This window comes from Collinsella aerofaciens (genome assembly GCF_015546965.1).
Taxonomy (GTDB): Bacteria; Actinomycetota; Coriobacteriia; order Coriobacteriales; family Coriobacteriaceae; genus Collinsella; species Collinsella aerofaciens_X.
Map to the genome: position 1 here is coordinate 214,456 of NZ_JADMUF010000002.1, position 25,421 is coordinate 239,876.

The following is a 25,421-nucleotide window of genomic DNA, read 5'->3' on the forward strand; positions in this document are numbered from 1 at the left end:
GATTGCTTTTTCGTTTTATGGATACTGTTCTGAGCGTTCTCTCATCGGTCTTTTGGGGCCTGCTGATGCTTTCCGTCCTCGTGTTTTTGCACGAGGGCGGCCACTTTTTGGCGGCGCGTGCCTGCGGCGTCCGGGTGACTGAGTTCTTTTTGGGTCTGCCGTGTCGCTTTGATATCCACCACACGTCTCGTCGTATCGGCACCAAGTTTGGCGTGACCCCACTGTTGCTGGGTGGGTATGCTGCCATCTGTGGCATGGATCCGACCGATGTCTCGTGTGCCGATCGCGTGCTTGCTGCCGTCTATCGCCACGGCCGTGTGACGGTGGCCGATCTTGCCGTCGAACTCGAGCTGTCCGAGGAGGATGTGCTCGAGGCCTGTGCTTTGCTGTTGGGCTGGGGCTCCATCGCTCCCTGGTATGAAGAAGGAGAAAAACCTTCGCCCAGTTACTATCCCACCAAGTACCAGACCCTGCCGCGTGATGCGGCGGGTTATACCACCTTTGATGGCCGTCGGTTCGATCGCGAGCACGCGACTGCCGAGGGCGATGTATGGGAGCTGCCGTGCGGCGAGGCCGAATTCCTTGCACGCGAGCGCTCGCACACCTATTTGGGCCAGGGCTTTGTCAAGCGTGCCTTTATGCTGCTTGCGGGCATTATCGTCAATATCCTGACGGGCTTTTTGCTCCTTATGAGCATCTATTCCATCGCGGGTGTCACGGTGCCGGTGGATACCAATGTTATCGGCCAGGTTGACGAAGGCTCGATTGCCGCCGCGGCGGGAATCGAGGGCGGCGATGCGATCCTTTCGGTCGACGGAGTATCGTGCTCTACCTGGATGGACGTTTACGATGCCATCGGTAAGGCTGCCGGTAAGGACGATATCGCCATCGAGTACGAGCGTGACGGTAAACAGCATACGACCACGGTTGCGCTCAAAGAGGACGAGCGTCTGGGTGTGTATGCCTCTACGCAGGTGGTCCGTTTAGACCCCATCACGTCGGCTCGCCTGTCGTTCTCCTATGTCGTGCAGACAGCGGAGGGTGTGATGCGCCTGCTCCAGCCGCAACATACGATGGAGATTCTCGATCAGTCCTCTTCGATCGTGGGTATTAGCGTTATGTCCTCACAGGCTGCTGCTGCCGGCCCTGCCACGTTCCTTTCGTTTGCCGCCCTCATTTCGTTCTCGCTTGGCTTTATGAACCTGCTGCCCATCCCACCGCTCGATGGCGGCAAGCTGGTCATCGAGATCATTCAAAAGATTGCGGGCCGCGAGCTTCCGCTCAAGGTCCAGACGATTGTGAGCTATGTGGGCATTGCGCTCTTTGCGCTGCTGTTTGTCTATATGCTTCGTTCCGACATCCTTCGATTTATTCTGTAGGGGAGTGTTTGGATTGTCTTTATCCCATCCTTTACCTCGCGAGCTGACGCGTCCCGTACATGTGGGCGGTGTGCAGATCGGTGGCGGTGCGCCGGTGGTGGTCCAATCCATGACCTGCACCGATACCGCTGATGCCCAGGTAACACTTGCGCAAGTGTGCGCGTTGGCGCAGGCTGGCTGCGATATCGTGCGTGTGAGCGTGCCCACCGAGGCCGCGCTTGAGGGTTTCCGCACCATCTGTGCCGAGTCTCCGGTGCCAATCGTTGCCGATATCCACTTTAACCACAAGCTGGCCATTGGCGCTGTGGAGGCCGGTGCTGCCAAGCTCCGCATCAATCCCGGCAACATTGGCGATTGGGCCAAGGTCGATGCCGTGATCGATGCCGCGGGCGCCGCTGGGTGCGCGATTCGCATTGGCGTGAATGCGGGCTCGCTTGAGCAGGATATCGCCGAGCGCGAAGACCTCACGCAGCCCGAAAAGCTCGTGATGTCGAGCGAGCGTTTCGTCAAGCATTTTGAAGACCGCGGCTTTACGAACATTGTGCTTTCGGCCAAGGCCCATAGCGTGCAAACGACGCTCGATACCTATCGAGCCCTGTCGCGTGAGATTCCTCACGTTCCGCTTCACTTGGGCGTAACCGAGGCGGGTACCAAGCTTCAGGGCACCATTAAGAGCTCGGTGGGCCTTGGTATTCTGCTGTCTGAGGGTATCGGTGACACCATGCGCGTCTCTCTCACGGCCGATCCGGTTGAGGAGCCGCCGGTTGCCTGGGGTATTCTGCAGTCGCTGGGCCTGCGTCGCCGTGGCCCCGAGATTGTCTCGTGCCCCACGTGCGCCCGCTGCCAGGTTAACCTCATTCCCATCGCCGAGGAGGTCACCGAGCGGCTTAAGAACTACTCCGCGCCGCTTTCTATCGCTGTGATGGGATGTGCCGTTAATGGCCCCGGTGAGGCTTCTGATGCCGACCTGGGCGTTGCTTGCGGACGTGGTCAGGCCTTGCTCTTTTCGCATGGCCAGATCATTGGTAAAGTAGCTGAGGACCAAATTGTCGACGCGCTTATGGCAGAGGTCGACAAACTTATTGAGGAGAAATAAATGACCCGAGCAATGTATATGTCTAAGCTCTATGCGCCGACGCTTAAAGAGGATCCGGCGGACGCTGAGCTCGCCAGCCACCGCCTGCTGCTCCGTGCCGGAATGATTCGCAAGGAGGCCGCCGGTCTGTATTCCTACCTGCCGCTCGCATGGCGCTCGATTCGCAAGATCGAGAACATCGTGCGCGACGAGATGGATGCCGCCGGCGCCCAGGAGCTCATGATGCCCATTATGGTCGACGCTGAGCTATGGCGCGAGTCCGGCCGCATCGACGCCTATGGCAAGGAACTCGTGCGCTTTGATGACCGCCACGGCCGCGAGTTCGTGCTGGGCCCCACCCACGAGGAGACTGTCACCGCCCTGGTGCGCAATGAACTGCGCTCCTATAAGCAGCTTCCCGTCAACCTCTACCACATCCAGGACAAGTTCCGTGACGAGTTCCGTCCCCGCTTTGGCCTGATGCGCGGTCGCGAGTTCATCATGAAGGATGCCTACAGCTTCTCTGCCACGCAGGAGAGCCTGCAGGAGGAGTACGACAAGATGAAGCAGGCCTACGCCAACATCTGCGAGCGCTGCTACATCAAGGCCCTGCCCGTTGTTGCCGACTCCGGTGAGATCGGTGGCGATACCTCCGTCGAGTACATGGCTTTGGCCGACGCCGGCGAGGCTTCGCTCGTCTACTGCGATGAGTGCGGCTTCGCTGCCGACGATGAGGCCGCAAGCACCAAGGTCGTTGTGACCGAGGGTCCTGGCGATGGTACGCTTACCAAGGTCGAGACTCCGGGCATGGGCACCATCGAGGCCGTTTCAAAGTTCTTCGGCTTCCCCGAGAACGGCACGCGCAAGTCGCTGGCACTCATCGACGCCGAGGGCAAGCCCGTCGTGGCCATTGTCCCGGGCGATCATGAGCTCAATGACTGCAAGGCCGAGCACGTCTTTGGCAAGGGCTATCGTATGATGACCGATGAGGAGCTCCAGACCTACGGTCTGCATAAGGGCTTTATCGGACCGGTTAACCTGCCCGAGGGCATTCGTCTGGTGTGCGACGAGAGCCTGCGCGAGTCCAAGCAGTGGGCCTGCGGTGCCAACGAGGTCGATTATCACTTTACCGGTGCCTGCCCCGAGCGCGACTTTACCGTCGACGAGTGGGCCGACTTGGTAACCGTCGTTGCCGGCGATCCCTGCCCGCACTGCGGCAAGCCGCTCTCTGCTGCTCGCGGCATCGAGGTCTCTCAGGTCTTCCAGTTGGGCACCAAGTATTCCGAGGCCATGGGTGCCACCTTTATGGACGAGGACGGCAAGGAGAAGCCGCTGATCATGGGTTGCTACGGCGTGGGCGTTTCTCGCTCGCTCGCTGCCGTCGTGGAGCAGCACAACGACGAGCACGGCATCGTCTGGCCAGTCTCCGTTGCCCCGTACGAGGTTGCGGTGATTCCGCTTGATCCCAAGAAGGAAGAGTGCGCTACCGTTTGCGACCAAATCGTCGAGGGCCTGTGCGCCGAGGGCATCGAGGTCGTCGTCGACGATCGCGATGAGCGTCCCGGCTTTAAGTTTGCCGACAACGACCTTATGGGCTTCCCGTATCAGGTGGTGCTCGGCAAGCGCGGCCTTAAGAACGGTACCGTTGAGCTCAAGGACCGTGCTACGGGCGAGCGTGAGGACGTGGCGATTGACGAGGTCGTCGCCAAGGTTGCCGAGCTTGTTAAGGCGGCCCGCCGTTAATCGACGATTTCGCTTGTAGTTCGATATACGGGACGGCCCCGCATTTCTCCAGAACGGGGGGATGCGGGGCCGTCCTTTTATCTTGTAGCATCCTCGATATCTAAAAGGAAAACCCCACAGCCCATATGAGCTGCGGGGTTTTCCTTTGTGCCTCCGATGCGAAATAAATCGCTCAGATATTACTGATAATCGACGACGTCGATCCAGTTCTTCAGGAACTCATCGTTCACGTTGCGCTTACGAGCGAGCTCGGAAGCGGCGACGATGCTCGTCCACTGACGCACGACCTGCATGGGCATGTCGGCGCGGTCGCAGTAGAGCTCCAGGTAGGCCTCGGCCTGGTCCTTGCTGTTGAGGGCGAAGAGCAGGTAGGTGGTGGCAACGTCGGCAGCAGGGGAGCCCTGGGTGGCGTGTGCCCAGTCGCACACATAGAGCTGGCCGTCGTCGCCGACGATGACGTTGGAGGGGTTGAAGTCGCCGTGGCAGACCTTGAACTCCTTGGTCATGCCGTCCAGGCGCTCCTGAAGGTTGTAGCGCGTGGTGGCATTGAGCTGATCAAGGCTGTCGATCATGCGGGCGAACTTGTCGCGTTGACGGTTGAGCAGCGGGGAGGTGTAGCCGTGGATCTCGATCTGGAGGTCGACGAACACCTCGAGGTGCTCACCAAAGCGCTGGGGCTCGGCAGTCATCTTCTCGGCAAGGGTGGTGCCCGGAACCTTCTCGGTCACGAGCGCCCAGCCGTTGGCGTTCTCGAGCTGGGAAACCTCGAGAGCCTTGGGGCTGCGGATGCCGCACTCATTGATGCGGGCAAGATTCAAAGCCTCGTTGAACACGTCGGAGACAGGCTTGGTCTCGTTAAAGACCTTGACGATCTTGTCGCCCAGGTCGTAAACGACCTTGTTGCCACGGCGGACGAGCTCGGTCTTGGAATCGGGTAGCAGCATGGTTGCATCCTTTCAACGATGCGATAGAAGCGACGGCGGGGGTGTGTGAAACACCCGTGCACCCCCGCCGTTAAAAACCGTGCTAAAACTAGCAGACGGCGTAGTCCTGAGGCTCGCGGCCGTAGTAGGCGTCCAGGTAGAGCTCCTTGATCTCGCTCATGAGCGGGTAGCGCGGGTTAGCGCCGGTGCACTGGTCGTTGAATGCCTGCTCGGTCATCTCGTCGAGGGTGTCGAGGAAGTACTGCTCGTCAACACCGTAGTCGGCGATGGTCTTCTTGACACCGATGAAGTCCTTGAGCTCCTCGAGCTTCGTGATGAAGTTCTCGAAGACCTCCTTGTCGTCCTTGCCCTCGATGCCGCAGTACTTGGCCATCTCGGCGTAGTTGTGCAGCGCGTTGGGGTAAGGATACTGGGAGAACGTGCCCATCTTGACGGGAGCCTCGGCGGCGTTGTAGCGCATGACGCGGGTCAGGATGACGGCGTTTGCGAGGCCGTGGGGCAGGTGATGGAAGGCGCCGAGCTTGTGGGCCATGGAGTGGTTGAGGCCCAGGAAGGCGTTGGCGAAGGCCATACCGGCCATGCAGGAGGCGTTGTGCATCTCCTCGCGGGCATGCGGGTCCTTGGCGCCGTTCGTGAAGCTGGAGGGCAGGTTCTCGAAGACGAGCTTAGCAGCGCGCTCGGAGAGGCCCTTGGTGTAGTCGGAAGCCATGATGGAGACGTAGGACTCGATGGCGTGGGTCATGACGTCGATGCCGGAGGCGGCGGTCAGGCCGCGCGGGGCGGTCATGCAGTTGTCGGCGTCGACGATAGCCATGTTGGGGAGCAGCGCGTAGTCGGCGAGCGGCCACTTGATGCCGGTCTCCTTGTCGGTGATGATGGCGAACGGCGTGCACTCGGAGCCGGTACCCGAGGAGGTCGGGACGGCGACGAAGTAGGCCTTCTTGCCCATCTCGGGGAAGGTGAAGATACGCTTGCGGATGTCCATGAAGTCCATGGCCATGTCCTCAAACTTGCACTCGGGGTGCTCGTACATCATCCACATGATCTTGCCGGCGTCCATAGCGGAGCCACCGCCGACGGCGATGATGACGTCCGGCTCAAAGAGAGCCATCTGCTTGGCGCCACGACGTGCGCACTGCAGCGACGGATCGGGCTCGACGTCGTAGAAGCAATCGTGGGCGATGCCCATCTCGTCGAGCTTGGCCTCGATGGCGCGGGTGTTGCCATTCTTGAAGAGGAACTGGTCGGTGACGATGAAGGCGCGCTTCTTGCCCATGACATTGCCCAGCTCGTCGAGGGCGACGGGCGTGGAACCCTTCTTGAAGTAGACCTTCTCGGGAGCGCGGAACCACAGCATGTTCTCGCGGCGCTCGGCCACAGTCTTAACGTTGATCAAGTGCTTCACCCCAACGTTCTCGGAGACGGAGTTGCCGCCCCAGGAGCCGCAGCCCAGGGTCAGAGACGGCTTCATGCCAAAGTTGTACAGGTCACCGATGCCGCCGTGCGAGGACGGGGTGTTGATGACGATACGGCAGGCCTTCATGACGTGCTCGAACAGGCTGATCTTCTCGGCCTGGGCGGGGTGCACGTACAGAGAGGCGGTGTGGCCCGGGCCACCGGCGAGCACCAGTTGCTCGGCCTTGTCGACGGCCTCCTGGAAGTCCTTGGCGTGGTACATGGCCAGGACCGGGGAGAGCTTCTCGTGGGAGAACTCCTCCTTGGCGGGGTCGGTGGAGGTGACCTCGGCGATCAGGATCTTGGTCTTGGCGGGAACCTCGATGCCGGCGAGCTCGGCGATCTTAGCGGCAGCCATGCCGGGGATGCGGTGATCGAGGGCGCCGTTCTTGAACATGGCGGCACGCAGGGCCTCCATCTCGGCACCCTGCTTGACGAAGTAGCAGCCGCGCTTCTGGAACTCAGCCTTAACCTGGTCATAGATAGTGTCGATGACGGTCACGGACTGCTCGGAAGCGCAGATCATGCCGTTGTCGAAGGTCTTGGAGTGGATGATGGAGTTGACGGCGAGCAGCACGTCGGCGGTGTCATCGATGACGACCGGGGTGTTACCGGCGCCAACGCCCAGGGCGGGCTTGCCCGAGGAGTAAGCGGCCTTGACCATGCCCGGGCCACCGGTGGCGAGGATGATGTCGACGTCGCGCATGACCATGTTGGTCAGCTCGATGGAGGGGACATCGACCCAGCCGATGATGCCCTCGGGGGCGCCGGCCTTGACGGCGGCGTCAAGCACGAGCTTGGCAGCGGCGATGGTGCACTTGGCGGCAGCCGGGTGCGGGGAGATGATGATGGCATTGCGGGTCTTCAGGCTGATCAGTGTCTTGAAGATCGCGGTGGAGGTGGGGTTGGTCGTCGGGATGACGGCGCCCACGATGCCGATGGGCTCGGCGATCTTGGTGATGCCGTAAGCCTCGTCGCGCTCCAGAACGCCACAGGTCTTGGTGTTCTTGTAAGCGTTGTAGATGTACTCTGCGGCGTAGTGGTTCTTGATGACCTTGTCCTCAAGAACGCCGCGGCCGGTCTCCTCGATGGCCATCTTCGCCAACGGGATACGAGCCTTGTTGGCGGCCATGGCGGCCTCATAGAAGATCTTGTCGACCTGCTCCTGCGTGTACGTAGCAAAAAGCGCCTGGGCCTCTCGCATCTGAGCGAGCTTAGCCTCAAGCGCCTCTACGTTGTCCACAATTGCGGGAGTAGTGTTTTCCGGTGACTTTTTCACCATTTGTGTCTCCTTGCGATCGGAGATTTACCCTACGCCTTGCATGATAGCAAGAAATAATTCGGTGAACGGTCAGATTCCTCTAAAAGGCACACTAAAACGCTTCAATCAAATGAACCGTTTCAACTAAAACTATCTGCTTGCCATCGCCCCGCTCATTAGGGACAGACTTACATGAGTGCTTTCACTTATTTGGGACAGACATCGATTTGCCATTTTGCCGTTCTGGGCCTGTTATTGCCGCTTATTGGATATAAATAGGTTGCAGGCTCAGCATTTCGCGTTGCTTCTCTCCTTTTAGGTGTTGCCTGAACAGTTTTGAAAGGAGAGATTATGCCCCGATGCGCCCGCCCCGTTTCGATCACCGGCTATTACCACGTCTTTGACCGCGGCAACTCCAAACAGATTATTTTTGAAGATGACTCCGACCGTTATCGTTTCTTATCGGATATCTCGGACAGGTTTGCGCGCCATGAAGTGGCGGTGTTGGCTTGGTGCCTTATGGACAATCACTTCCATTTGATGGTTGATGACCCATTTGACAACCTTTCAAAGGCAATGCAGTGCGCGCTGACGGCATATGCTAAGTATTTCAATGGGAAAACGGGGAGAACGGGGCATCTGTTTAACAATCGCTATTCGCGGGTCGCGGTTGAGTCCGACATGCAGGCGGTGCAGCTGCTCGATTATATCCATCTCAATCCGGTGAAAGGTGCGATCAGCTCACTCGAGGTGTACCGTTGGTCAAGTTACAAGGCATACCAGCTGGGCTACGATCCCTTTGACATCTGTGATGCGGCCCCTATGCTCGATATTGTCGGCGGGTCTCGTCGATATTGCGAGCATCTCGAGGAAGTTGCCGGGCGCATCTGGTCAGTGGAGGTTCTTCCACGCCGGCGGATCCCCGATGAGGAGGCCTTTTCCGTTGCGCGCGAAGTCCTGCCGAGCATAGATCCTGCGCTGCTCAAGGCCCTGCCACGCCCCGAACGCGATGCCTGCCTGCTGAGGCTCAGGCGGGCACATCTCACGGTTAAGCAAATTGCTCGTATCACCGGTATCGGCGCCACGAGCGTGACCAAGGCAACTGCAGGCTGGAAGGATGCAGCGTGAGGCAGGGGCCGGAGCCAGTCGGTGTGCCGCTTGCGTGCGCCATGTCTGTCCCCAATGCGTGCAAACACTCATGTAAGTCTGTCCCCAATGAGTGCAAAAAAGCGCCCTCCGTAGGGGAGGGCGCCTTTGGTAAGTTCTATGTGAACGCGAGGTCTTTGACCCGGAGAGTCCGAGGTACTTGTTGGTAAGACCTTATTTAAGAGCGCGCAACCTTGCCGGACTTGAGGCAGGTGGAGCAAACGTTCATCTTGCGACGGTGACCATCGACGACGACGTAGACGCGCTGGATGTTGGGGCGGAACTTACGGTTGGTGACGCGGTGAGAGTGGCTGATGGAGCGACCGGCAACGGGGTGCTTACCGCAAACTTCGCAAACTTTGGACATAACTGACCCTCCTTGGGCGACAAACGAACATGTCGCGTTAACAAACAAGCCTGAACTATAGCACAGAAGCAGCTCCCTGTGCGTAATCTACACAGAGATATTCCTCTTTTGGCGATAGTGCTCACGCTACGGCCCTGGACGTAGATCCGATTTGCGTGCAGCAGAGGGGATTATGCCAGCTCGTGCGTGCGTTTTCAAGCTCGTCCCACAAATATATATAGGTTTATTGAGCGTTGGGCTCCGTTTACGGATTGCTCTGTATTTATGCTCGCAATTAAGCTCGAGGTTGGCTACACTATCCCTTGACCATTAAAGGGGTACGAGATACCCACATGGAATTACATAGCTGCCATAGAGCAGCCCTTCCTTGTGGGTGTCTGGTCCGCTTTGAGCGGTCGGGCATCTATTTTTTTGACTGTGTCAGCAGTCAAGACATGTGAGGAAGGAGATCGATGGGCACGACTTCCCCCAAGGCGGTCATCATGGACGAGACCGCCGTCAACCGAGCGATGACCCGCATCGCGCACGAGATTCTCGAGCGCAACGAGGGCTGTGAAGACCTCGCTCTGGTCGGCATCGTCACGCGCGGCGACCTTCTGGCAAAGAAGCTCGCCGAAGAGATCAAGGAGATCGAGGGCGTCGAAGTTCCGCTCGGCAGCCTCGACATCAGCTTCTACCGCGATGACTATGCGACCAATTTCGCTCCCGCGATCCACGCTACCAACATTCCCTTCAGCGTCGACGGCAAGCGCGTCGTGCTGGTGGACGACATCCTGTACACGGGTCGTACCATCCGCGCCGCTCTGGACGCCGTCATGGACCTGGGCCGCCCGAGCCGCATTGAGCTGGCAGTTCTCGTTGACCGCGGTCACCGCGAGCTTCCCATCTCGCCGGACTTTGTCGGCAAGAACGTTCCCTCGTCTCACGAGGAGAACGTGCACCTATATATGAAGGAAGTCGACGGCCGTACCGCTGTCGAGATCAGCGACGTCGCGCCGGGTTCCCACGTGGGCTCCGCGCCGCTGGGAGGTGAGTAGTACCGTGGCGTTCAACCATAAACACCTGATCGACATTACCGAGTACTCCGAAGAGGACATTAAGCTCATCCTCGAGACCGCCAAGGCGTTCTCCGAGGTCAACGAGCGTGCGATCAAGAAGGTCCCCACGCTCAAGGGCAAGACCATCGTCAACATGTTCAACGAGCCCTCGACGCGTACCCGCAGCTCCTTCGAGCTCGCTGAGAAGCGTCTTTCGGCCGACAGCCTCAACTTTGGCGGCTCCTCGACCTCCACGGTCAAGGGCGAGAGCCTCGTCGATACCGTCGAGACCCTCAACGCCTACAAGATCGACTGCATCGTCGTGCGTGACAAGCACGCCGGCGCGCCCTACATCGTCACGCAGAACTCGCCCGCGAGCGTTATCTGCGCCGGCGATGGCAAGCATAACCACCCCACGCAGGCCCTGCTCGACCTGTACACCATTTGGCAGCACAAGGGTGACTTCCATGGTCTGAAGGTCGCCGTCGTCGGCGACATCTCCCACTCCCGTGTCTGCGGCTCGCTGATCCCCGCGTTGAAGATCATGGGCTGCGAGACCTACGCCGTCGCCCCCGGCACGCTGCTGCCGCCGGCACCCGAGGTCCTGGGCTGCGACCACGTGACGAGCGATCTCGATTCCGTCCTGCCCGAGCTGGACGTCGTCTACATGCTGCGCGTGCAGCAGGAGCGCCTCGAGGGCGCACCGTTCCCCACGATTCGCGAGTACCACAAGCTCTTCGGTCTGACCAAGGACCGCGAGAAGCTCATGAAGCCCGATGCGATCATCTGTCACCCGGGCCCCATCAACCGCGGTGTCGAGTTCGACTCCTACATGGCCGACCACCCGCAACGCTCCGTCATCCTGGAGCAGGTCTACGCTGGCATCTGCGTGCGTATGGCTATCCTGTATCTGCTGCTTGGAGGTGCCGATAATGGCCTTGCTTCTTAAGAATGCCCACGTCGTCGATCCGTCTGTCGAGCTTGACGGTGTCGTCGACGTCCTGATCGACGGTGACAAGATCGCCGAGGTCGGCGAGAACCTCGCCGCCGAGGGAGTCGAGGTCCGCGACCTTTCCGGCAAGTACCTCGTCCCCGGCCTGGTGGATATGCACGTTCACCTTCGCGAGCCCGGCTACGAGGTCAAAGAGGACATCGAGAGCGGCACCCGCGCAGCTGCAAAGGGCGGCTTTACCGGCGTGTGCTCCATGCCCAACACCGATCCCGTTACCGATAACGGTACCGTCGTGGAGTTCGTTAAGTCCCGTGCTGCCGAGGTCGGTCACTGCCGCGTCTATCCGTCGGGCGCCATGACCCGCGGTCTTAAGGGCGAGGCCATGTCCGAGATGGGCGATATGGTCGCCCACGGCGCCGTCGCCTTCACCGACGATGGTCGCGGCGTGCAGGGCGCGGGCATGCTCCGTCGCTGCATGGACTACGGCAAGATGTTCGGCAAGGTCTTTATGAGCCACTGCCAGGACGAGGATCTGGTCGGCCACGGCCAGATCAACGAGGGCAAGGTCTCGACCCGTCTGGCCCTCGAGGGCTGGCCGGCCGCCGGCGAGGAGCTTCAGATCGCCCGCGACATCGAGATCGCCAAGCTGACCGGTGCCAAGCTGCACATCCAGCACATCTCCACCGCTCACGGTCTCGAGCTCGTGCGTGCCGGTAAGGCCGCCGGTGTCCAGGTGACCTGCGAGGCCACCCCGCACCACATGTTCCTGACCGAGAACGACTTGGACGAGACCTACAACACCTCGCTCAAGGTCAATCCGCCGCTGCGCACCGACGAGGACGCCGAGGCCATTCGTCAGGGTGTCATCGACGGTACCGTCGACGTGATCGTTACCGATCACGCTCCCCATACCCCGTGGGAGAAGGCCCGCGAGTTCGAGCTTGCGCCCTTTGGCATGATCGGTCTCGAGACCTCGCTGTCGCTCGTGCTCACCGAGCTGGTCAACACGGGCAAGATGAGCATGGGCCGTATGGTCGAGCTCATGGCCATCAAGCCGCGTGAGATCCTGGGCCTCGACCAGGTTCAGGTTAAGGCGGGCTCCGTTGCCGACCTGACTGTCTTCGACGCGTCCGCCACCTGGACGGTCGGCGAGGACGGCTACGAGTCGCGCGCCGAGAACTCCGGTTTCGCCGGCCGCACGCTTACCGGTCGTGCCACCGATGTGTTTGTCGGCGGTAAGCAGACGCTCGCCGACGGCTGCATCTGCTAGCATAGCCTTATCGCTTTTGTGCGCGGCGCCCTTGCGGTGCCGCGCTTTCTGTTCGTTTGGACCATGCAACCGCATGGGGGATTGGAGCGTCTATGCCCACACCTTCCACTGCACGCATGCACGACTTCGAGGTCGTCTCGAACCAGGAGATCGCCGATGGCATCTTCTCGCTCGTCATCTCGGCCCCCAAGCTTGCAAGTGCGCTCAAGCCCGGTCAGTTTGTGAACATCGCCGTGCCCGGCGATGCGTCCTCGCTGCTTCGTGTGCCCCTGAGCTTCTATCGCGCCGACGCCCAGGCCGGCACCGTCGAGCTGTGGTACGCCGTCGTGGGTGACGACACCCGTCGTCTGTCGCAGATGGCCCCCGGCTCCAAGTCCAACCTGTTGGGCCCTGGCGGCCGCGGCTGGCTTGTTCCCGAGGGCACCAGGAAGGCCCTGCTCGTCGCCGGCGGCATCGGCGTTCCGCCTGTGCTGTGTCTTGCCGGTATGCTTGCCGAGCAGGGTGTTGATGTGGACGTATGCCTGGGCTTTGGCACCGCTTCCAAGGCCGTGGGCGTCGATGAGTTCCGCGCTCTGTGCGATACGGTCGACGTATGCACCGACGACGGCTCGTTGGGCACGCACGGCTTCTGCACCGATCCTGCCGCCGAGCTGCTCGGCGAGGGCGGTTATGACTACGTCGCCAGCTGCGGTCCCGCCGTCATGATGAAGAAGGTCGCCGCCGCTGCCGCCGAGGCCGGTGCGTACTGCGAGGTGTCGCTCGAGCGTATGATGAGCTGTGGCTTTGGCGCCTGCAACACCTGCAATGTAGAGACGGTCGACGGTATGAAGGGCGCCTGCATGTGCGGCCCCGTGTTCGATGCTTCCAAGGTGGTGGTCTTCTAGTGGGTACCGTGAACATGGCCGTCGATTTCGGCGGCGTCAAGATGCAGAACCCCATCAACACCGCAGCCGGTACCTTTGGCTACGGTTGGCAGTTCCAGAACTTCTTTGATGTCTCCCAGCTGGGCGCCATCACCACTAAGGGTTGTGCTGCCGAGCCCTGGCCCGGCAACCCCGCGCCTCGCATGGCCGAGATCCCGGGCGGCATGATCAACTCCGTGGGGCTTCAGAACCCCGGTGTGGCTGCCTTTGCCCGTGAGTCCGGTCCGTGGCTCGAGCAGCTCTCCAAGGACGGCTGCCAGGTCATCTGCCAGGTCGCCGGTCACTCCGTCGAGGAGTTTGTCCGCGCGCTCGAGATGTATGTCGAGCTGTGCCCCTGGGCTGCCGGCTACGAGATTAACGTCAGCTGTCCCAATATCGCCGCCGGCGGTGCCGCCATGGGCTCCACGCCTGAGGGCGCCTCTTCCGTTATGGCTGCCTGCCGCAAGGTGACCGATAAGCCGCTGTTCGTGAAGATGGCGCCGGTCAACGTCGCCGAGATCGCCAAGGCCCTCGAGGCTGCCGGCGCCGACGGCCTTTCGGTCATCAACTCCATCCAGGGCATGGCCATCGATGTGCACACCCGCAAGTCCCGCGTTGCCAAACCCAAGGGCGGCCTTTCGGGCCCTCTTTGCCACCACATCGCCGTGCGCATGGTCTGGGAGGTCGCCCAGGCCGTCGATATCCCCATCAACGGTGTCGGCGGTGTCATGACCGGCGGGGATGCGGCCGAGTTTATTCTGGCCGGCGCCACCTGCGTGTCGGTCGGCATGGCCAACTTCGTCGATCCGTGCGCTTCGCTCAAGATCGCGAACGAGCTCGAGGCCTGGGCAGAGTCCCAGGGCGTAAAGGACATCAACGAACTGGTAGGTGCGTTCGAATGCTAGAGACCGATGCCCGCGACCGTGTTATCGTCGCTCTCGACTGCGACCGTGAGCGTGCGCTCGAGCTTGCCCACGAGCTTTCGGGCCATGCCGCCTGGCTCAAGGTTGGCATGACGCTCTATTACGCCGAGGGTCCTGAGATCGTCAAGACGTTCAAGGATTTGGGCTTTAGGGTCTTCCTTGACCTTAAGTTCCATGATATTCCGCATCAGGTTCGCGGTGCCGCCCGTTCGGCCTCGCTTGCCGGTGCCGACCTGCTTTCGGTTCACGGCTTGGGTTCGGGCGCCATGCTCGCTGCCTGCCGCGAGGGTGCCGAGGAGGCGCGCGAGGACCGCGCCAAGCTCGTCGCCATCACCGTTCTCACGAGCATGAATCAGGATGCCCTGAGCGAGATCGGCGTCGAGTCGCCCGTGTCCGAGGAGGCCGCCCGCCTGGCAAAGCTCGCTCAGGCCAACGGTATCGATGGCATCGTGTGCTCGCCGATGGAGGCTCACGACATGCGTGAGCTGCTGGGTCCTGAGGCCCTGATCGTGACTCCGGGCGTGCGTCCGGTGGGTGCCGCCCTTGGTGACCAGTCCCGCGTGGCGACGCCTTCCCAGGCTATCGAGCGCGGTGCAAGCCACATTGTGGTGGGCCGTCCCATCACCGGTGCCGACGATCCGGTTGCCGCCTTTGACGCCATCGTCACCGAGCTGGTCGAAAACGTCGCGTAAAAGATTCCCCTAAGTCACCACTTTTGGGTCTCATTAGCACAAAATAGCCCCTGTGCCTGCGTAAACTTTCCCATCCTTTGTGTGGAATCGCAGGTCAGGGGCTTAACTTTGGGCGCAGTATATTGCACTTTTTGCGGGTATCGTCTAACCTATGGAGCCGCGATTGGGCATTTTGTACGTTCTACGTGCTAAAATGCCAATTATTGAATCAGATATAACCCAACTTTTTGGAGGTACGAATGGCACTCCCTCAGCTTACCGATGAGCAGCGCAAGCAGGCTCTTGAGAAGGCTGCTGCCGCACGTCACGCCCGCGCTGAGCTTCGCGAGCAGATCAAGAAGGGCGAGAAGTCCCTCGAGTCCGTGCTCAACTCCGATGACCCCATCGCTTCCCGCATGAAGGTTTCCACCCTCATCGAGTCTCTCCCTGGTTATGGCAAGGCCAAGGCCGCCAAGATCATGGAGGAGCTCGGTATCTCCGCTACCCGTCGCGTCCAGGGCCTCGGCGTCCGTCAGCGCGAGCAGCTCCTCGAGCAGCTGACCAAATAAGTGAGCGCTCAGGATTCCAAGCTCTTTGTGATTTCTGGACCGTCAGGCGCAGGCAAGGGTACGCTCGTCACTCGTGTGCGCGAGCGCCGCTCGAACCTGGGCCTGACGGTTTCGGCTACCACGCGAGCACCACGCAAAGGTGAGGTCGACGGCGTCAACTACTTTTTTCTGACGCGCGAGGAGTTCGACCGCCGCGTGGCAAACGGTGAGTTTGTTGAGTGGGCCGAGGTCCACGGTAACTGCTACGGCACGTTGGTGAGCGAGGTCACATCCAAGCTCGCCTCTGGCGCATCTCTGATTTTGGAGATCGATGTCCAGGGCGCCCTGCAGGTGAAGGAGCGTTTCCCCGAGGCCGTGCTGATCTTTATCAAGCCGCCTTCGCTTGAGGTACTCCGCGAGCGTCTGGTCGGTCGCGGTACCGAGACGCCCGAGACGATTGAGCTGCGTATGGCAAACGCCGCCGATGAGCTTGCCCTTGCCGACCGCTACGACGACGTCGTGGTTAATGACGATCTCGACCGCGCGACCGATGAGCTCGTTCGCGTTCTCGATATGCATGAAAGGATCTGAGGTCCGTGTCCGTTGTTAAGCCTTGCATTGACGATCTTCTGGAGAAGACCGATCACAACCGCTTCCTGCTTGCTTCGCTTGCCTCCAAGCGCGCCTGCGACATTAACAGCATGCTGCGTGGCCAGCACAACCGCGTGCTTGCCGTCCAGGATGTCGATGACATCACCATCGGGCTTTCCGGTGCCGATACCATCTCGATGGCTATGGACGAGATTGTCGACGGCGACATCTCTTACGACGAGGCCCGTTACGAGAAGGCACTCGGCCACAAGGTTGCTGAAGCCTAAATGGCGGCTCGCGTCTGCCTGGTCCACTATCACGAGGTTGGACTGAAGGGTAAGAACCGCGCACATTTTGAGCATATCCTCATGGATAACATCAAGGCGGCCTTGGCCGCCTTTTCCGTGAATGCCGTGTCTCGAATTTCCGGTTATATCCTCGTGACCTTTAACGAGCATCAGGCCGACGATGCGGCGCGTGTCATTCGCACCGTTCCCGGCGTTGCTCGCGTGTCTTTGGCGTATCACACCAATCGCGACCCTCAGGAGTACTGTGCCGCCGCCGTCAAGGCGCTGCGCGAGTTTGGTTCTTTCGATTCGTTTAAGGTGCATGCCAAGCGCTCCAATACCGACTATGAGCTCACTTCGATTGACATCAATCGTCAGGTGGGCGAGGTGTTGTGTGAGGCCTTCCCCGATAAAAAGGTTCAAATGCACGACCCCGATGCCATGGTGCACGTACTGGTGGTTCAGGGTAGCGTTTATGTGTACGCGCGCTCCGAGCGCGGCGTGGGCGGTCTGCCGGTGGGTTCTGCCGGCAAGGTCGTGACGCTGCTGTCGTCGGGTATCGATTCTCCGGTGGCGACTTGGATGCTCGCGCGTCGCGGTGCGGTGTGCGTGCCGGTACATTTCTCCGGTCGTCCGCAGACGCCCGATACGAGCGAGTATTTGGTGCAGGACATCATCCGTGCGCTTGAGCCGGGTGTCCAGATCGGCCGCCTGTACGTGGTGCCGTTTGGCGACTGCCAGCGTGAGATTTCGGTCACCTGTCCCAGCAACCTGCGCGTGATCATGTATCGCCGCATTATGTATTCGGTTGCCGAGCGCATTGCACACATCGAGGGCGCCAAGGCCATCGTTACGGGTGAATCGCTTGGGCAGGTTGCCTCCCAAACGCTTGAGAACATCATGGCCGTCAACGAGGCCGTGAAGATCCCCGTGTTCCGTCCTCTCATCGGTTCGGACAAGCAGGAGATCATCGCGCGCGCCGAGGAGATCGGTACGTTCGATATCTCGACTGAGGCCGCTCCCGACTGCTGCACGCTGTTTATGCCGCGCCGTCCCGAGACGCACGCTAAGCTCGATGCCGTGCATGAGGCCTGGGAGCTGTTCGATCACGAGGAGATGATCGAGCGCCTGCTCAAGCAGACCGAGTACATCGACTTCGAGAGCAACACGTATAAGGCCCCTAAGACCTTAAAACGTAAACATTCGGAGCTTGCTCCGCGTGAGATTTACCAAGATCACGAGTAAATTTGTGCATAGACCGACGATGCGCTTGCATCGTCGGTCTTTTGCTATCTGGGCATTTTGCGACTAAGTGCTCATTTGCTGACGTGTGCCTGAATAAATGGACATTATTTCGCAAGGTTTTGGTCGGCTTTTGGTTTGACCGCGAAAACCGGTTTTGGAGAATGGCTGTTGCAGGACTCTTTTCCTGACACGATGTTGTTGGGAGGTTTTGCTATGGCGCAGCGCGAACAACACGAACGGGTCAAACGGATGGACCGCTTGGCGGACAAGCTGCTCGGTCATAAGGCAGTGGTGATGGCGATACTGGTCGTCATTGCGATGGCGAGTGGACTGGCGATGGCGAACCTTGGCGGCGGTGCCGGCAGTGTGTCGTTTGAGCACACTGATGGTTCGGGTTCGTTAGTGGAGCCGGGATCCGGCGATGCCTCGAGCGGAAAGACATCCGAAGGCTCTTCGCCTAAGGCGTCTGCCGCGGCAGAGGTTTATGTCGATGTTGATGGCGCCGTTGTGTCGCCCGGTGTATATCGTCTCAAGGACGGCGCGCGGGTGGCTCAGGCGATTGATGCCGCCGGCGGGCTGGCGCCCGAGGCAGACGTTACGGGGCTCAATCGGGCATCTAAGGTCGTCGATGGACAGAAGATTCACGTTCCAACGGTAGGGGAGCAGCAGGCGTCCATTGCGGAAGTTGGTGTTGATGGTGGGGCTTCCGCATCATCGGGCGTGAGTGGCGCAACAGGCCTAGTAAATATTAATACGGCAAGCGCGGCAGAGCTGCAGACGCTCTCTGGCATCGGTCCCTCCATGGCCCAGTCGATTATCGATGAGCGGACAAAGAACGGTGCTTTTGCCTCGGTTGACGATCTGATGCGTGTGTCGGGAATCGGCGAGAAGAAGCTTGCCAAAATCAAAGATTCCATCTGCGTATGAGTGCGACCGAGCGCGAGCATGTGATGCCTCCGCGGCCTCTGATGCCGTGGACGATGGCCCTGTGTGCCGGCATGTGCATGAGCTGCGCCTTGGTGCTCAACGTGGCCGCCGATGCGCTGCTGTGGGAGCGGGCTTCGGCGGTCGGGCCGCTATGGGCCATTCCCGTTACGGCGGCGGTATTCGTTGTGCTGGCTCAATCTTGTGCGCGGCTTGCCCCTTGGAAGCGGTGGCTGTATGCCGCGTCCGTCGGTCTCGTGGCGGGAGCGGTCGTCTCGGCGTGGTGGGCTGTGGGCGTGCTAAGCGCCTCGAAGGCGCTCGACGGTCGAGCGGCAAGCAGCCTTGAGTTTGTCGTGCAGGGTGACCCATCCATAAACGACGACGTGTATTCCTATACCTGCGAGGCACGCGCGGACGGTAAGAACTTGGCAATGGTTCGCCTATCGTGCGACCTCGAGCTCAAGGTCGGGGCGCACGTGCGTGTTATCGGTCGCGTTTCACGTTTTGAGAACGATGCGTATGGACGATCGCGCGTGCTCCGAGGCGAGGTGCGCAAGGTTAAAGTCGTTCGGATTTTGTCGGTCGATGAGGACTCTCCGGGGTCGCTTCTTCGGATGCGAAATGGGCTGCTTGCGTCCATCGCGCCTGCGACCGACCCGGCGCGTGCACTTATAGCCGGTGTCGTCTGCGGTCGTTCGGCCGAGCTGCGCGCCCAGCCGGCGGGCGACTGGTTTTCGGTGACGGGAACGGCGCATCTTATCGCCGTCTCGGGCAGCCACTTGGCAATCGTGGGGTTTGTAATCGAGGGTGTATTGCAAAAGACTCGGTGCTCACGCGGTCTTCAACGGGCGATATTGGCGATAACGCTTGTGGGCTACGCTGCCTTTACGGGCGCGTCTCCCTCGGCCGTGCGCGCGTGCTGCATGGTGTTCGCGACGCTTGTCGTAAACGGCGCGGGGCGGCGCCGGCATGGCGCATCGGCGCTCTTCGTAACCATGTCCATCTTTGTGCTGCTGCGGCCGACGGTTCTGTTCGAGATGGGCTTTCAGCTTTCATGTGCCAGCGTCTTAGCCATTCTGTGCTTTTGCCCCTATGCGACCTACGCTTTGGGTGAGCTGGGTGTGCCATCAGACGTTGCCAGCATGCTTTCCGTCACGCTGTGCTCGCAACTGGCGACACTTCCCATTACCATTCCTGCCTTCGGTACGTTCTCGCTCATTGCTCCGCTGGCAAATGCGGTCATCGGTCCGGTGGTGAGCGTACTGCTTGCCGTGTCGATCGTGCTGGTTCCCTTTTCGCTCGTGGCACCGTTGCGGACTTGGGCGCTCGTTGTGCCCATGATTGCCTCCCGTTGCGTGCTGTTCTTCGAGCAGCTGTTTGCCGCCGTGCCGGGTGCATCCGTGAGCGTGCCGCCCGATAGCATGTGGATTTATCTAGTGCCGTGTTTGCTGGCGGTGCTGCTGGTCTGGTGGCCGCGTCCCCGTGCACGTCCTGTGGCGGTGGGGCTTGCATGTCTGGTGTTCCTGGCTGCGATTCCGTACGTCTACTGGGATCGATTTGCTCCGCCTTCTGTGACGGTGCTCGATGTGGGCCAGGCCGATGCGATTCTTATCCGCCAGGGCGGTGCAGTGGCACTCGTCGACTGCGGGCTCGACGAGCGCGTGGTGGCGGCGTTGGTTCGCAATAACGTGCACCATATCGATGCCGTCTTTGTGACGCATTGGGATGAGGATCACTGGGGTGGTCTGCCTGCCGTGCTCGAACAGTTTTCGGTCGGTACGATTGCCGTGGCGGCGGATGCGCTGGAGGATGCTCCTGCCGAGGTATTGAACCGACCTGGCGTGGAGTATCGGCAGGTGCGCCGTGGGGATACGGTCGATATCGGCTCATTTTGCGCCCGCGTGATGTGGCCATTCGAGTCCGTGGATGGCGAGGGAAATGAGGACTCGCTTGTCCTGCTGCTCTCATATGTTCAGGAAGGCAAGGGCCTGCGTATGCTCCTCACCGGTGATGCCGAGATCGACCAAGAACGGGAATTCGTGCAGGAGGTGGGGGATATCGATGTCCTTAAACTTGGGCATCACGGCTCCAAGGTTTCAGTCGATGGTGAGTTGCTGGACGTCCTGAAGCCCGAGCTTTCCCTCGCGAGCGCGGGCGAGGGGAATCGATACGGCCATCCGTCCGATGCCTGCATCGATGCCGTTAAGGAAGCGGGCGGCGTGTTCGCGTGCACCATCGAACACGGCGACATTACCGTCACGCCGACTGCGAATGGCTTTGCGATGCGATGCCAGCGACCGTGACGACGTCGTTGGCGTGTGGTGGGCCCCTGGGCTAGAATGGCACGGAACGAATATGAAGGCCTGCGGGAGGGGAGCGCAATGTCCGAAACCGGTCTGCTGCCGGCATATCTGATTGTCGGTACCGACGGAGTCAAGCGCGATCACGCCGTCTCGCGTATGAAAGCGCGTCTGAAAAAGTCGGGTATGGTTGAGTTCAACCTCGACGAGCGCGACATGACCAAGGACCCCGATATCGAGTCCATTATCGGATCGCTTAACACCTTTCCGATGGGCAGCGAGTTTCGCCTGGTAATCCTTGACGGCTGCTCAAAGCTCGCCAAGGCGGTCTCGGAGCCGCTCGTCGAGTATCTGGCGAGTCCCAGCCCCACAACGGTCTGCCTCATCATCGCCGACTCGCTTGCCAAGAACACGCGCCTGTATAAGGCGATCGCCAAGATCGACAAGAAGGCTGTGATCGATTGCTCCGGCACCAAGCGCTGGGAGCTACCGCGCCGCGTGCAGCAGATGGCGACGCAGCACGGCAAGTCGATCTCGACGGCCGCCGCCGAGGAGCTCGTTTCGCGCTCGGGCGAGAACACTCGCATGCTCGATAACGACTTGGCCAAGCTTGCCCAGATGGTCGAGGCGCCGCAAATTGAGCTTGCCGATGTGGAGCGCTGGATCGTGCGCACGGCCGAAGTCCAGCCCTGGGACTTTCTCAATGCGGTCTCGGCCCGTGACATGCGCCGCTCGCTCGAGCTCTTCAATCTACTGCCCGCCAAGAGCTACGTGTGGATTTACACATTGCTGTGCGGGCGCATTCGCGAGCTTATCGTTGCCAAGGCGCTCGATGCGCGCGGACAGGGTCGTGAGCTGGCCGCAACACTTAAGCTCCAGTCCTGGCAGGTCAAGAATCACCTGACCTGGGCACGTCGCTTTTCGATGGCAGAGCTCGTTGCCGCGCTCGAGGGCGCGGTCGATGTGGAGCTCGCGCTGAAGGGTTCGGCCGATTCTCAGACCGCGCTTTTGCTCTGGATTACGAACATCTTGAGAAAATCGTGATGATACCTGCCTATTTGACAAATTCGTTCTATCCCTTTGAGGGGGAGCGTGCTATAGTAGGCGCTTGCATGACCTCACCGTGTCTCAGAGGTGTCATACATTTTTTGCAAGGAACTCGAAAGGAACTCCAGAAGTGGCAAACATCAAGTCTCAGAAGAAGCGTATCCGCACCAATGAGGCAGCTCGCATGCGTAACAAGGCTGTCAAGTCCGAGCTCAAGACGCTGACCAAGCACGTCCAGTCCGCCGTCGCCGAGGGCGACGCCGAGAAGGCCCAGGCTGCCCTCAAGACCGTCACCAAGCGTCTCGACATGGCTGCCGCCAAGCATGTTATCCACAAGAACCAGGCTTCCAACCGCAAGTCCGGTCTTGCCAAGCTTGTGAACAGCATCAACGCCTAAGTTGTAAATTTCACACCACACAGATTACGCGCATAAATGGAGCCTGTTTTATGGAACAGGCTCCATTTTTTGTATCGCTCGGGTAAGATAGTCCGCATGAATACTTCAATTGACATTTCCCACATCCGCAACTTCTCAATTGTTGCGCACATCGACCATGGCAAGTCCACGATCAGTGACCGTATCCTCGAGCTCACCCATACCGTCGACGAGCGCGACATGGAGTCGCAGCTGCTCGACACCATGGATATCGAGCGCGAGCGCGGCATCACGATCAAGTCCAACGCCGTCCGCGTGTCCTATGACGCCGACGACGGCGAGACGTATCAGTTCAACCTCATCGATACGCCGGGCCACGTGGACTTTACCTATGAGGTCTCGCGTTCGCTGGCCGCCTGCGAGGGCGCGGTGCTCGTCGTCGATGCCACCCAGGGTGTCGAGGCGCAGACCGTCTCCAATGCGACGCTCGCCATGAACGCCAATCTGGACATTGTGCCGGCCATCAACAAGATCGACCTGCCCTCGGCCCATCCCGATGAGGTCAAGACCGAGATCGAGGATGACTTGGCGATCCCTGCCGATGATGCCGTGTGTGTCTCGGGCAAGACCGGAGAGGGCATCCACGATCTGCTGGAGTCCATTGTCTTTTTGATCTCTCCGCCCAAGGGCGATGCGAACGCGCCGCTCAAGGCGCTCATCCTGGATTCGTACTTCGACGAGTATCGTGGTGTCGTCGCCACGGTGCGCATCTTTGACGGTTCCATCAAAAAGGGCGATACCCTGCGCATGATGCAGGCAAAGGGTGACTTTTTGGTCGATGGCGTGGGCGTCAAGCGTCCCGCCGAGACTCCGGTCGATGCGCTGACGGTCGGCGAGGTGGGCTACGTGGTCACGGGCCTGAAGGACCCCGAGGCCGTGCGCGTGGGCGATACCCTCACGTGGGCGTCGAATCCCTGCCCTGAGCCGCTTCCCGGCTACCGCGAGGCTAAGCCCATGGTCTATACGGGCCTGTTCCCGATCGATAACAAGGACTACGAGAACCTGCGTGACGCGCTCGATAAGCTGCACGTCAACGACCCGTCGTTGGTGTGGGAGCCCGAGACCTCGGTGGCGCTCGGCTTTGGCTTCCGCGTGGGCTTCCTGGGCCTGCTGCACATGGAAGTCGTTAAGGAACGCCTGGAGCGCGAGTTCAACTTGGACCTCATTGCCACGAGTCCCTCGGTCGACTATCACGTCTACAAGACCGACGGCGAGATGATCGATGTCCGCAGCCCGCAGGACCTTCCCGAGGCCACGCGCATCGAGCGTATCGAGGAACCCTACCTCAAGGCAAAGATCATCTGCCCGCCTGAGTACACGGGCGCCGTCATGCAGCTCGCCATCGAGCACCGCGGCGTTACGACCGACATGATCCACCTGACGAGCAAATCGGTCGAGATGCGCTTTGATATGCCGCTTGCCGAGCTCATCTTGGACTTCTTTGACCAGCTCAAGAGCCGCACTAAGGGCTATGCCTCGCTCGACTACGAGTTCAACGAGTATCGTCCTTCCGAGCTTGTGAAGCTCGATATCTTGCTTTCGGGCGATGAGGTGGACGCGCTGTCGTTTATCGTGCACAAGGACAAGGCCTATGGCCTGGCCCGCGGTCTGTGCGACAAGCTCAAGGAGATCATCCCGCGTCAGCTGTTTGAGGTGCCCATCCAGGGTGCTATCGGCAACAAGATCATTGCCCGCTCCACCGTCAAGGCGCGTCGCAAGGACGTGCTTGCCAAGTGCTACGGCGGCGATATTTCGCGTAAGCGCAAACTGCTCGAGAAGCAGAAAGAGGGCAAGAAGCGCATGAAAGCCATCGGCTCGGTCGAGGTCCCGCAGGAGGCCTTTATGGCGATTCTCAAGGTGGACGAGTAGGCCTATGGCGCTTTCCGAATACAGCGAGCGGTTGCTGGGCGCCTATGCCGAGCAACCGTTCCTTATGGCTCCCATGGCGGGCGTGACCGACCCTGCCTACCGCATCATGTGCCGCCGCCGCGGTGCCAACCTTGCCTACAGCGAGATGGTGAGCGTGGCAGGCCTTGCCTATGCCAGCAACAAAACGTGGCGCCTGGTGCTGCCGGCCGACGAGGAGCAGCAGATTTGTGTGCAGCTCTTTGGCTCCAAGCCCGATCAGTTTGCGAGTGCCGTCGCCGCCGTCGAGGAGCGCGTTGGCGATCGCCTGTCGCTCATCGATATCAATATGGCATGCCCCGCCCGCAAGGTCGTTACCAAGGGCGAGGGCTCGGCGCTCATGCGCACGCCCGATTTGGCCGAGAAGATCGTCGAGGCGGCGGTGGGCGCGGCGCATGTACCCGTGACCGTCAAGATTCGCAAAGGCTTTTATGCCGAGGACCGTAATGCCGCGACGTTTGCCCAGATGCTCGAAGGCGCCGGTGCCGCCGCGGTGGCGGTGCATGGCCGCTGCGCCACGCAGCTCTATACGGGCCAGGCCGATTGGTCGGTCGTCGATGAGGTTGCCGACGCCGTTGAGATTCCCGTGATCGGTTCGGGCGACGTGTTTACCGCCGAGGATGCCGCGGAGCATCTGCGCAACTCGGGCGCCAGCGCGGTGTTTATCGCGCGCGGTATCTATGGCAACCCCTGGGTGTTCGGCGATGCTCGCGCCCTTGCACTTGATGGCACGCCGGTTCCTTCTCGCTCCTCGGTCGAGCGCCTGGACGCCCTGCGTGAGCACCTAACGCTGACGCATGAGCTCCTGCCGCTCATGTCGCGTGCCCGCACGTACGCAAGCTGGTACTTAAAAGGCATGCCCCATGCCGCTGCTTGGCGTGCCCATGTGGTGCGCTGCTCCACGTACGAGGAGTTTATGGCGCTGGTCGATGAGATCGAGCGTGATGTGGTGGTCTGCGAGGCCGCGCTTGCCGCCGGTGAGTCGGTGCCCGCTCATCCGCTGGAGGCTTAAG

The 25,421-nt window shown here is 60.4% G+C and carries 23 protein-coding genes; 20 read left to right on the plus strand and 3 right to left on the minus strand.

Annotated elements, in window-relative coordinates:
- The first annotated feature begins 17 nt into the window (after positions 1-17).
- From I1M21_RS02655 to I1M21_RS02665, 3 genes are read left to right on the plus strand one after another with little or no spacing between them, the layout of a single operon-like run.
- Positions 18-1,379 carry a M50 family metallopeptidase gene (locus I1M21_RS02655; RefSeq protein ID WP_195192308.1) on the plus strand — a complete coding sequence of 454 codons (1,362 nt, stop codon included), beginning with the start codon at positions 18-20 and terminating at the stop codon, positions 1,377-1,379.
- A 13-nt stretch (positions 1,380-1,392) separates the two neighbouring features.
- Positions 1,393-2,475, plus strand: coding sequence for a flavodoxin-dependent (E)-4-hydroxy-3-methylbut-2-enyl-diphosphate synthase (ispG, locus tag I1M21_RS02660; protein ID WP_195192309.1), 1,083 nt, complete (start codon positions 1,393-1,395; stop codon positions 2,473-2,475).
- Positions 2,476-4,197, plus strand: coding sequence for a proline--tRNA ligase (locus I1M21_RS02665; RefSeq protein ID WP_229025535.1), 1,722 nt, complete (start codon positions 2,476-2,478; stop codon positions 4,195-4,197).
- A 179-nt stretch (positions 4,198-4,376) separates the two neighbouring features.
- On the opposite strand, the gene I1M21_RS02670 is transcribed toward I1M21_RS02665, so the two are convergent.
- Together I1M21_RS02670 and adhE are read right to left on the minus strand one after the other, a co-directional pair.
- Positions 4,377-5,141 (minus strand): aminoglycoside phosphotransferase family protein, encoded by a 765-nt coding sequence (locus tag I1M21_RS02670; RefSeq protein WP_195192310.1) that lies wholly within the window; start codon positions 5,139-5,141, stop codon positions 4,377-4,379.
- Between the two features lie 88 nt (positions 5,142-5,229).
- Complete coding sequence (adhE, locus tag I1M21_RS02675; protein WP_195192311.1) at positions 5,230-7,878, minus strand: bifunctional acetaldehyde-CoA/alcohol dehydrogenase; 2,649 nt, start codon at positions 7,876-7,878, stop codon at positions 5,230-5,232.
- A gap of 330 nt (positions 7,879-8,208) precedes the next feature.
- Between adhE and I1M21_RS02680 the strand changes: the two genes are divergently transcribed.
- On the plus strand, positions 8,209-8,985 hold the full coding sequence (locus I1M21_RS02680) for a transposase (RefSeq protein WP_195192312.1): 777 nt from the start codon (positions 8,209-8,211) through the stop codon (positions 8,983-8,985).
- Positions 8,986-9,181: 196 nt separating this feature from the next.
- Here I1M21_RS02680 and rpmB read toward each other — a convergent pair whose 3' ends face one another.
- Positions 9,182-9,370, minus strand: coding sequence for a 50S ribosomal protein L28 (rpmB, locus tag I1M21_RS02685; RefSeq protein WP_022094725.1), 189 nt, complete (start codon positions 9,368-9,370; stop codon positions 9,182-9,184).
- Between the two features lie 452 nt (positions 9,371-9,822).
- Between rpmB and pyrR the strand changes: the two genes are divergently transcribed.
- The 16 genes from pyrR (at position 9,823) to dusB (ending at position 25,420) form a co-directional block, all read left to right on the plus strand.
- Positions 9,823-10,407, plus strand: coding sequence for a bifunctional pyr operon transcriptional regulator/uracil phosphoribosyltransferase PyrR (gene pyrR / locus I1M21_RS02690; protein WP_195192313.1), 585 nt, complete (start codon positions 9,823-9,825; stop codon positions 10,405-10,407).
- A 4-nt stretch (positions 10,408-10,411) separates the two neighbouring features.
- A complete protein-coding gene (locus I1M21_RS02695) occupies positions 10,412-11,356 on the plus strand; it encodes an aspartate carbamoyltransferase catalytic subunit (RefSeq protein WP_138340350.1) in 945 nt (314 codons plus the stop codon).
- Positions 11,340-12,629 carry a dihydroorotase gene (locus I1M21_RS02700; RefSeq protein ID WP_195192314.1) on the plus strand — a complete coding sequence of 430 codons (1,290 nt, stop codon included), beginning with the start codon at positions 11,340-11,342 and terminating at the stop codon, positions 12,627-12,629. The genes I1M21_RS02695 and I1M21_RS02700 overlap by 17 nt, the downstream gene beginning before the upstream one ends.
- Before the next feature lie 116 nt (positions 12,630-12,745).
- The gene (locus I1M21_RS02705) at positions 12,746-13,513 is read left to right on the plus strand and encodes a dihydroorotate dehydrogenase electron transfer subunit (RefSeq protein ID WP_195192420.1); all 768 of its coding nucleotides are present in this window, start codon (positions 12,746-12,748) and stop codon (positions 13,511-13,513) included.
- A 14-nt stretch (positions 13,514-13,527) separates the two neighbouring features.
- The gene (locus I1M21_RS02710; protein WP_195192421.1) at positions 13,528-14,436 is read left to right on the plus strand and encodes a dihydroorotate dehydrogenase; all 909 of its coding nucleotides are present in this window, start codon (positions 13,528-13,530) and stop codon (positions 14,434-14,436) included.
- Entirely contained in the window at positions 14,430-15,146 is a 717-nt protein-coding gene (pyrF, locus tag I1M21_RS02715; protein ID WP_195192315.1) for an orotidine-5'-phosphate decarboxylase, read from the plus strand. Before I1M21_RS02710 ends, pyrF begins: the two co-directional genes overlap by 7 nt.
- Before the next feature lie 239 nt (positions 15,147-15,385).
- Positions 15,386-15,694 carry an integration host factor, actinobacterial type gene (mihF, locus tag I1M21_RS02720; RefSeq protein WP_006236130.1) on the plus strand — a complete coding sequence of 103 codons (309 nt, stop codon included), beginning with the start codon at positions 15,386-15,388 and terminating at the stop codon, positions 15,692-15,694.
- Entirely contained in the window at positions 15,695-16,264 is a 570-nt protein-coding gene (gmk, locus tag I1M21_RS02725) for a guanylate kinase (RefSeq protein ID WP_006236131.1), read from the plus strand.
- Positions 16,265-16,269: 5 nt separating this feature from the next.
- On the plus strand, positions 16,270-16,551 hold the full coding sequence (locus I1M21_RS02730) for a DNA-directed RNA polymerase subunit omega (RefSeq protein WP_035138532.1): 282 nt from the start codon (positions 16,270-16,272) through the stop codon (positions 16,549-16,551).
- The gene (gene thiI, locus I1M21_RS02735; RefSeq protein ID WP_118289040.1) at positions 16,552-17,796 is read left to right on the plus strand and encodes a tRNA uracil 4-sulfurtransferase ThiI; all 1,245 of its coding nucleotides are present in this window, start codon (positions 16,552-16,554) and stop codon (positions 17,794-17,796) included.
- Between the two features lie 213 nt (positions 17,797-18,009).
- Entirely contained in the window at positions 18,010-18,723 is a 714-nt protein-coding gene (locus I1M21_RS02740; protein ID WP_195192316.1) for a helix-hairpin-helix domain-containing protein, read from the plus strand.
- Positions 18,720-21,023 (plus strand): DNA internalization-related competence protein ComEC/Rec2, encoded by a 2,304-nt coding sequence (locus tag I1M21_RS02745; protein WP_195192317.1) that lies wholly within the window; start codon positions 18,720-18,722, stop codon positions 21,021-21,023. The genes I1M21_RS02740 and I1M21_RS02745 overlap by 4 nt, the downstream gene beginning before the upstream one ends.
- 78 nt (positions 21,024-21,101) lie before the next feature.
- Complete coding sequence (holA, locus tag I1M21_RS02750) at positions 21,102-22,064, plus strand: DNA polymerase III subunit delta (RefSeq protein WP_195192318.1); 963 nt, start codon at positions 21,102-21,104, stop codon at positions 22,062-22,064.
- Positions 22,065-22,197: 133 nt separating this feature from the next.
- Positions 22,198-22,464 carry a 30S ribosomal protein S20 gene (gene rpsT, locus I1M21_RS02755; protein ID WP_022094714.1) on the plus strand — a complete coding sequence of 89 codons (267 nt, stop codon included), beginning with the start codon at positions 22,198-22,200 and terminating at the stop codon, positions 22,462-22,464.
- A gap of 96 nt (positions 22,465-22,560) precedes the next feature.
- Positions 22,561-24,372, plus strand: coding sequence for a translation elongation factor 4 (lepA, locus tag I1M21_RS02760; RefSeq protein ID WP_055285150.1), 1,812 nt, complete (start codon positions 22,561-22,563; stop codon positions 24,370-24,372).
- Positions 24,373-24,376: 4 nt separating this feature from the next.
- A complete protein-coding gene (gene dusB, locus I1M21_RS02765) occupies positions 24,377-25,420 on the plus strand; it encodes a tRNA dihydrouridine synthase DusB (protein WP_195192319.1) in 1,044 nt (347 codons plus the stop codon).
- The last annotated feature ends 1 nt before the right edge of the window (position 25,421 follow it).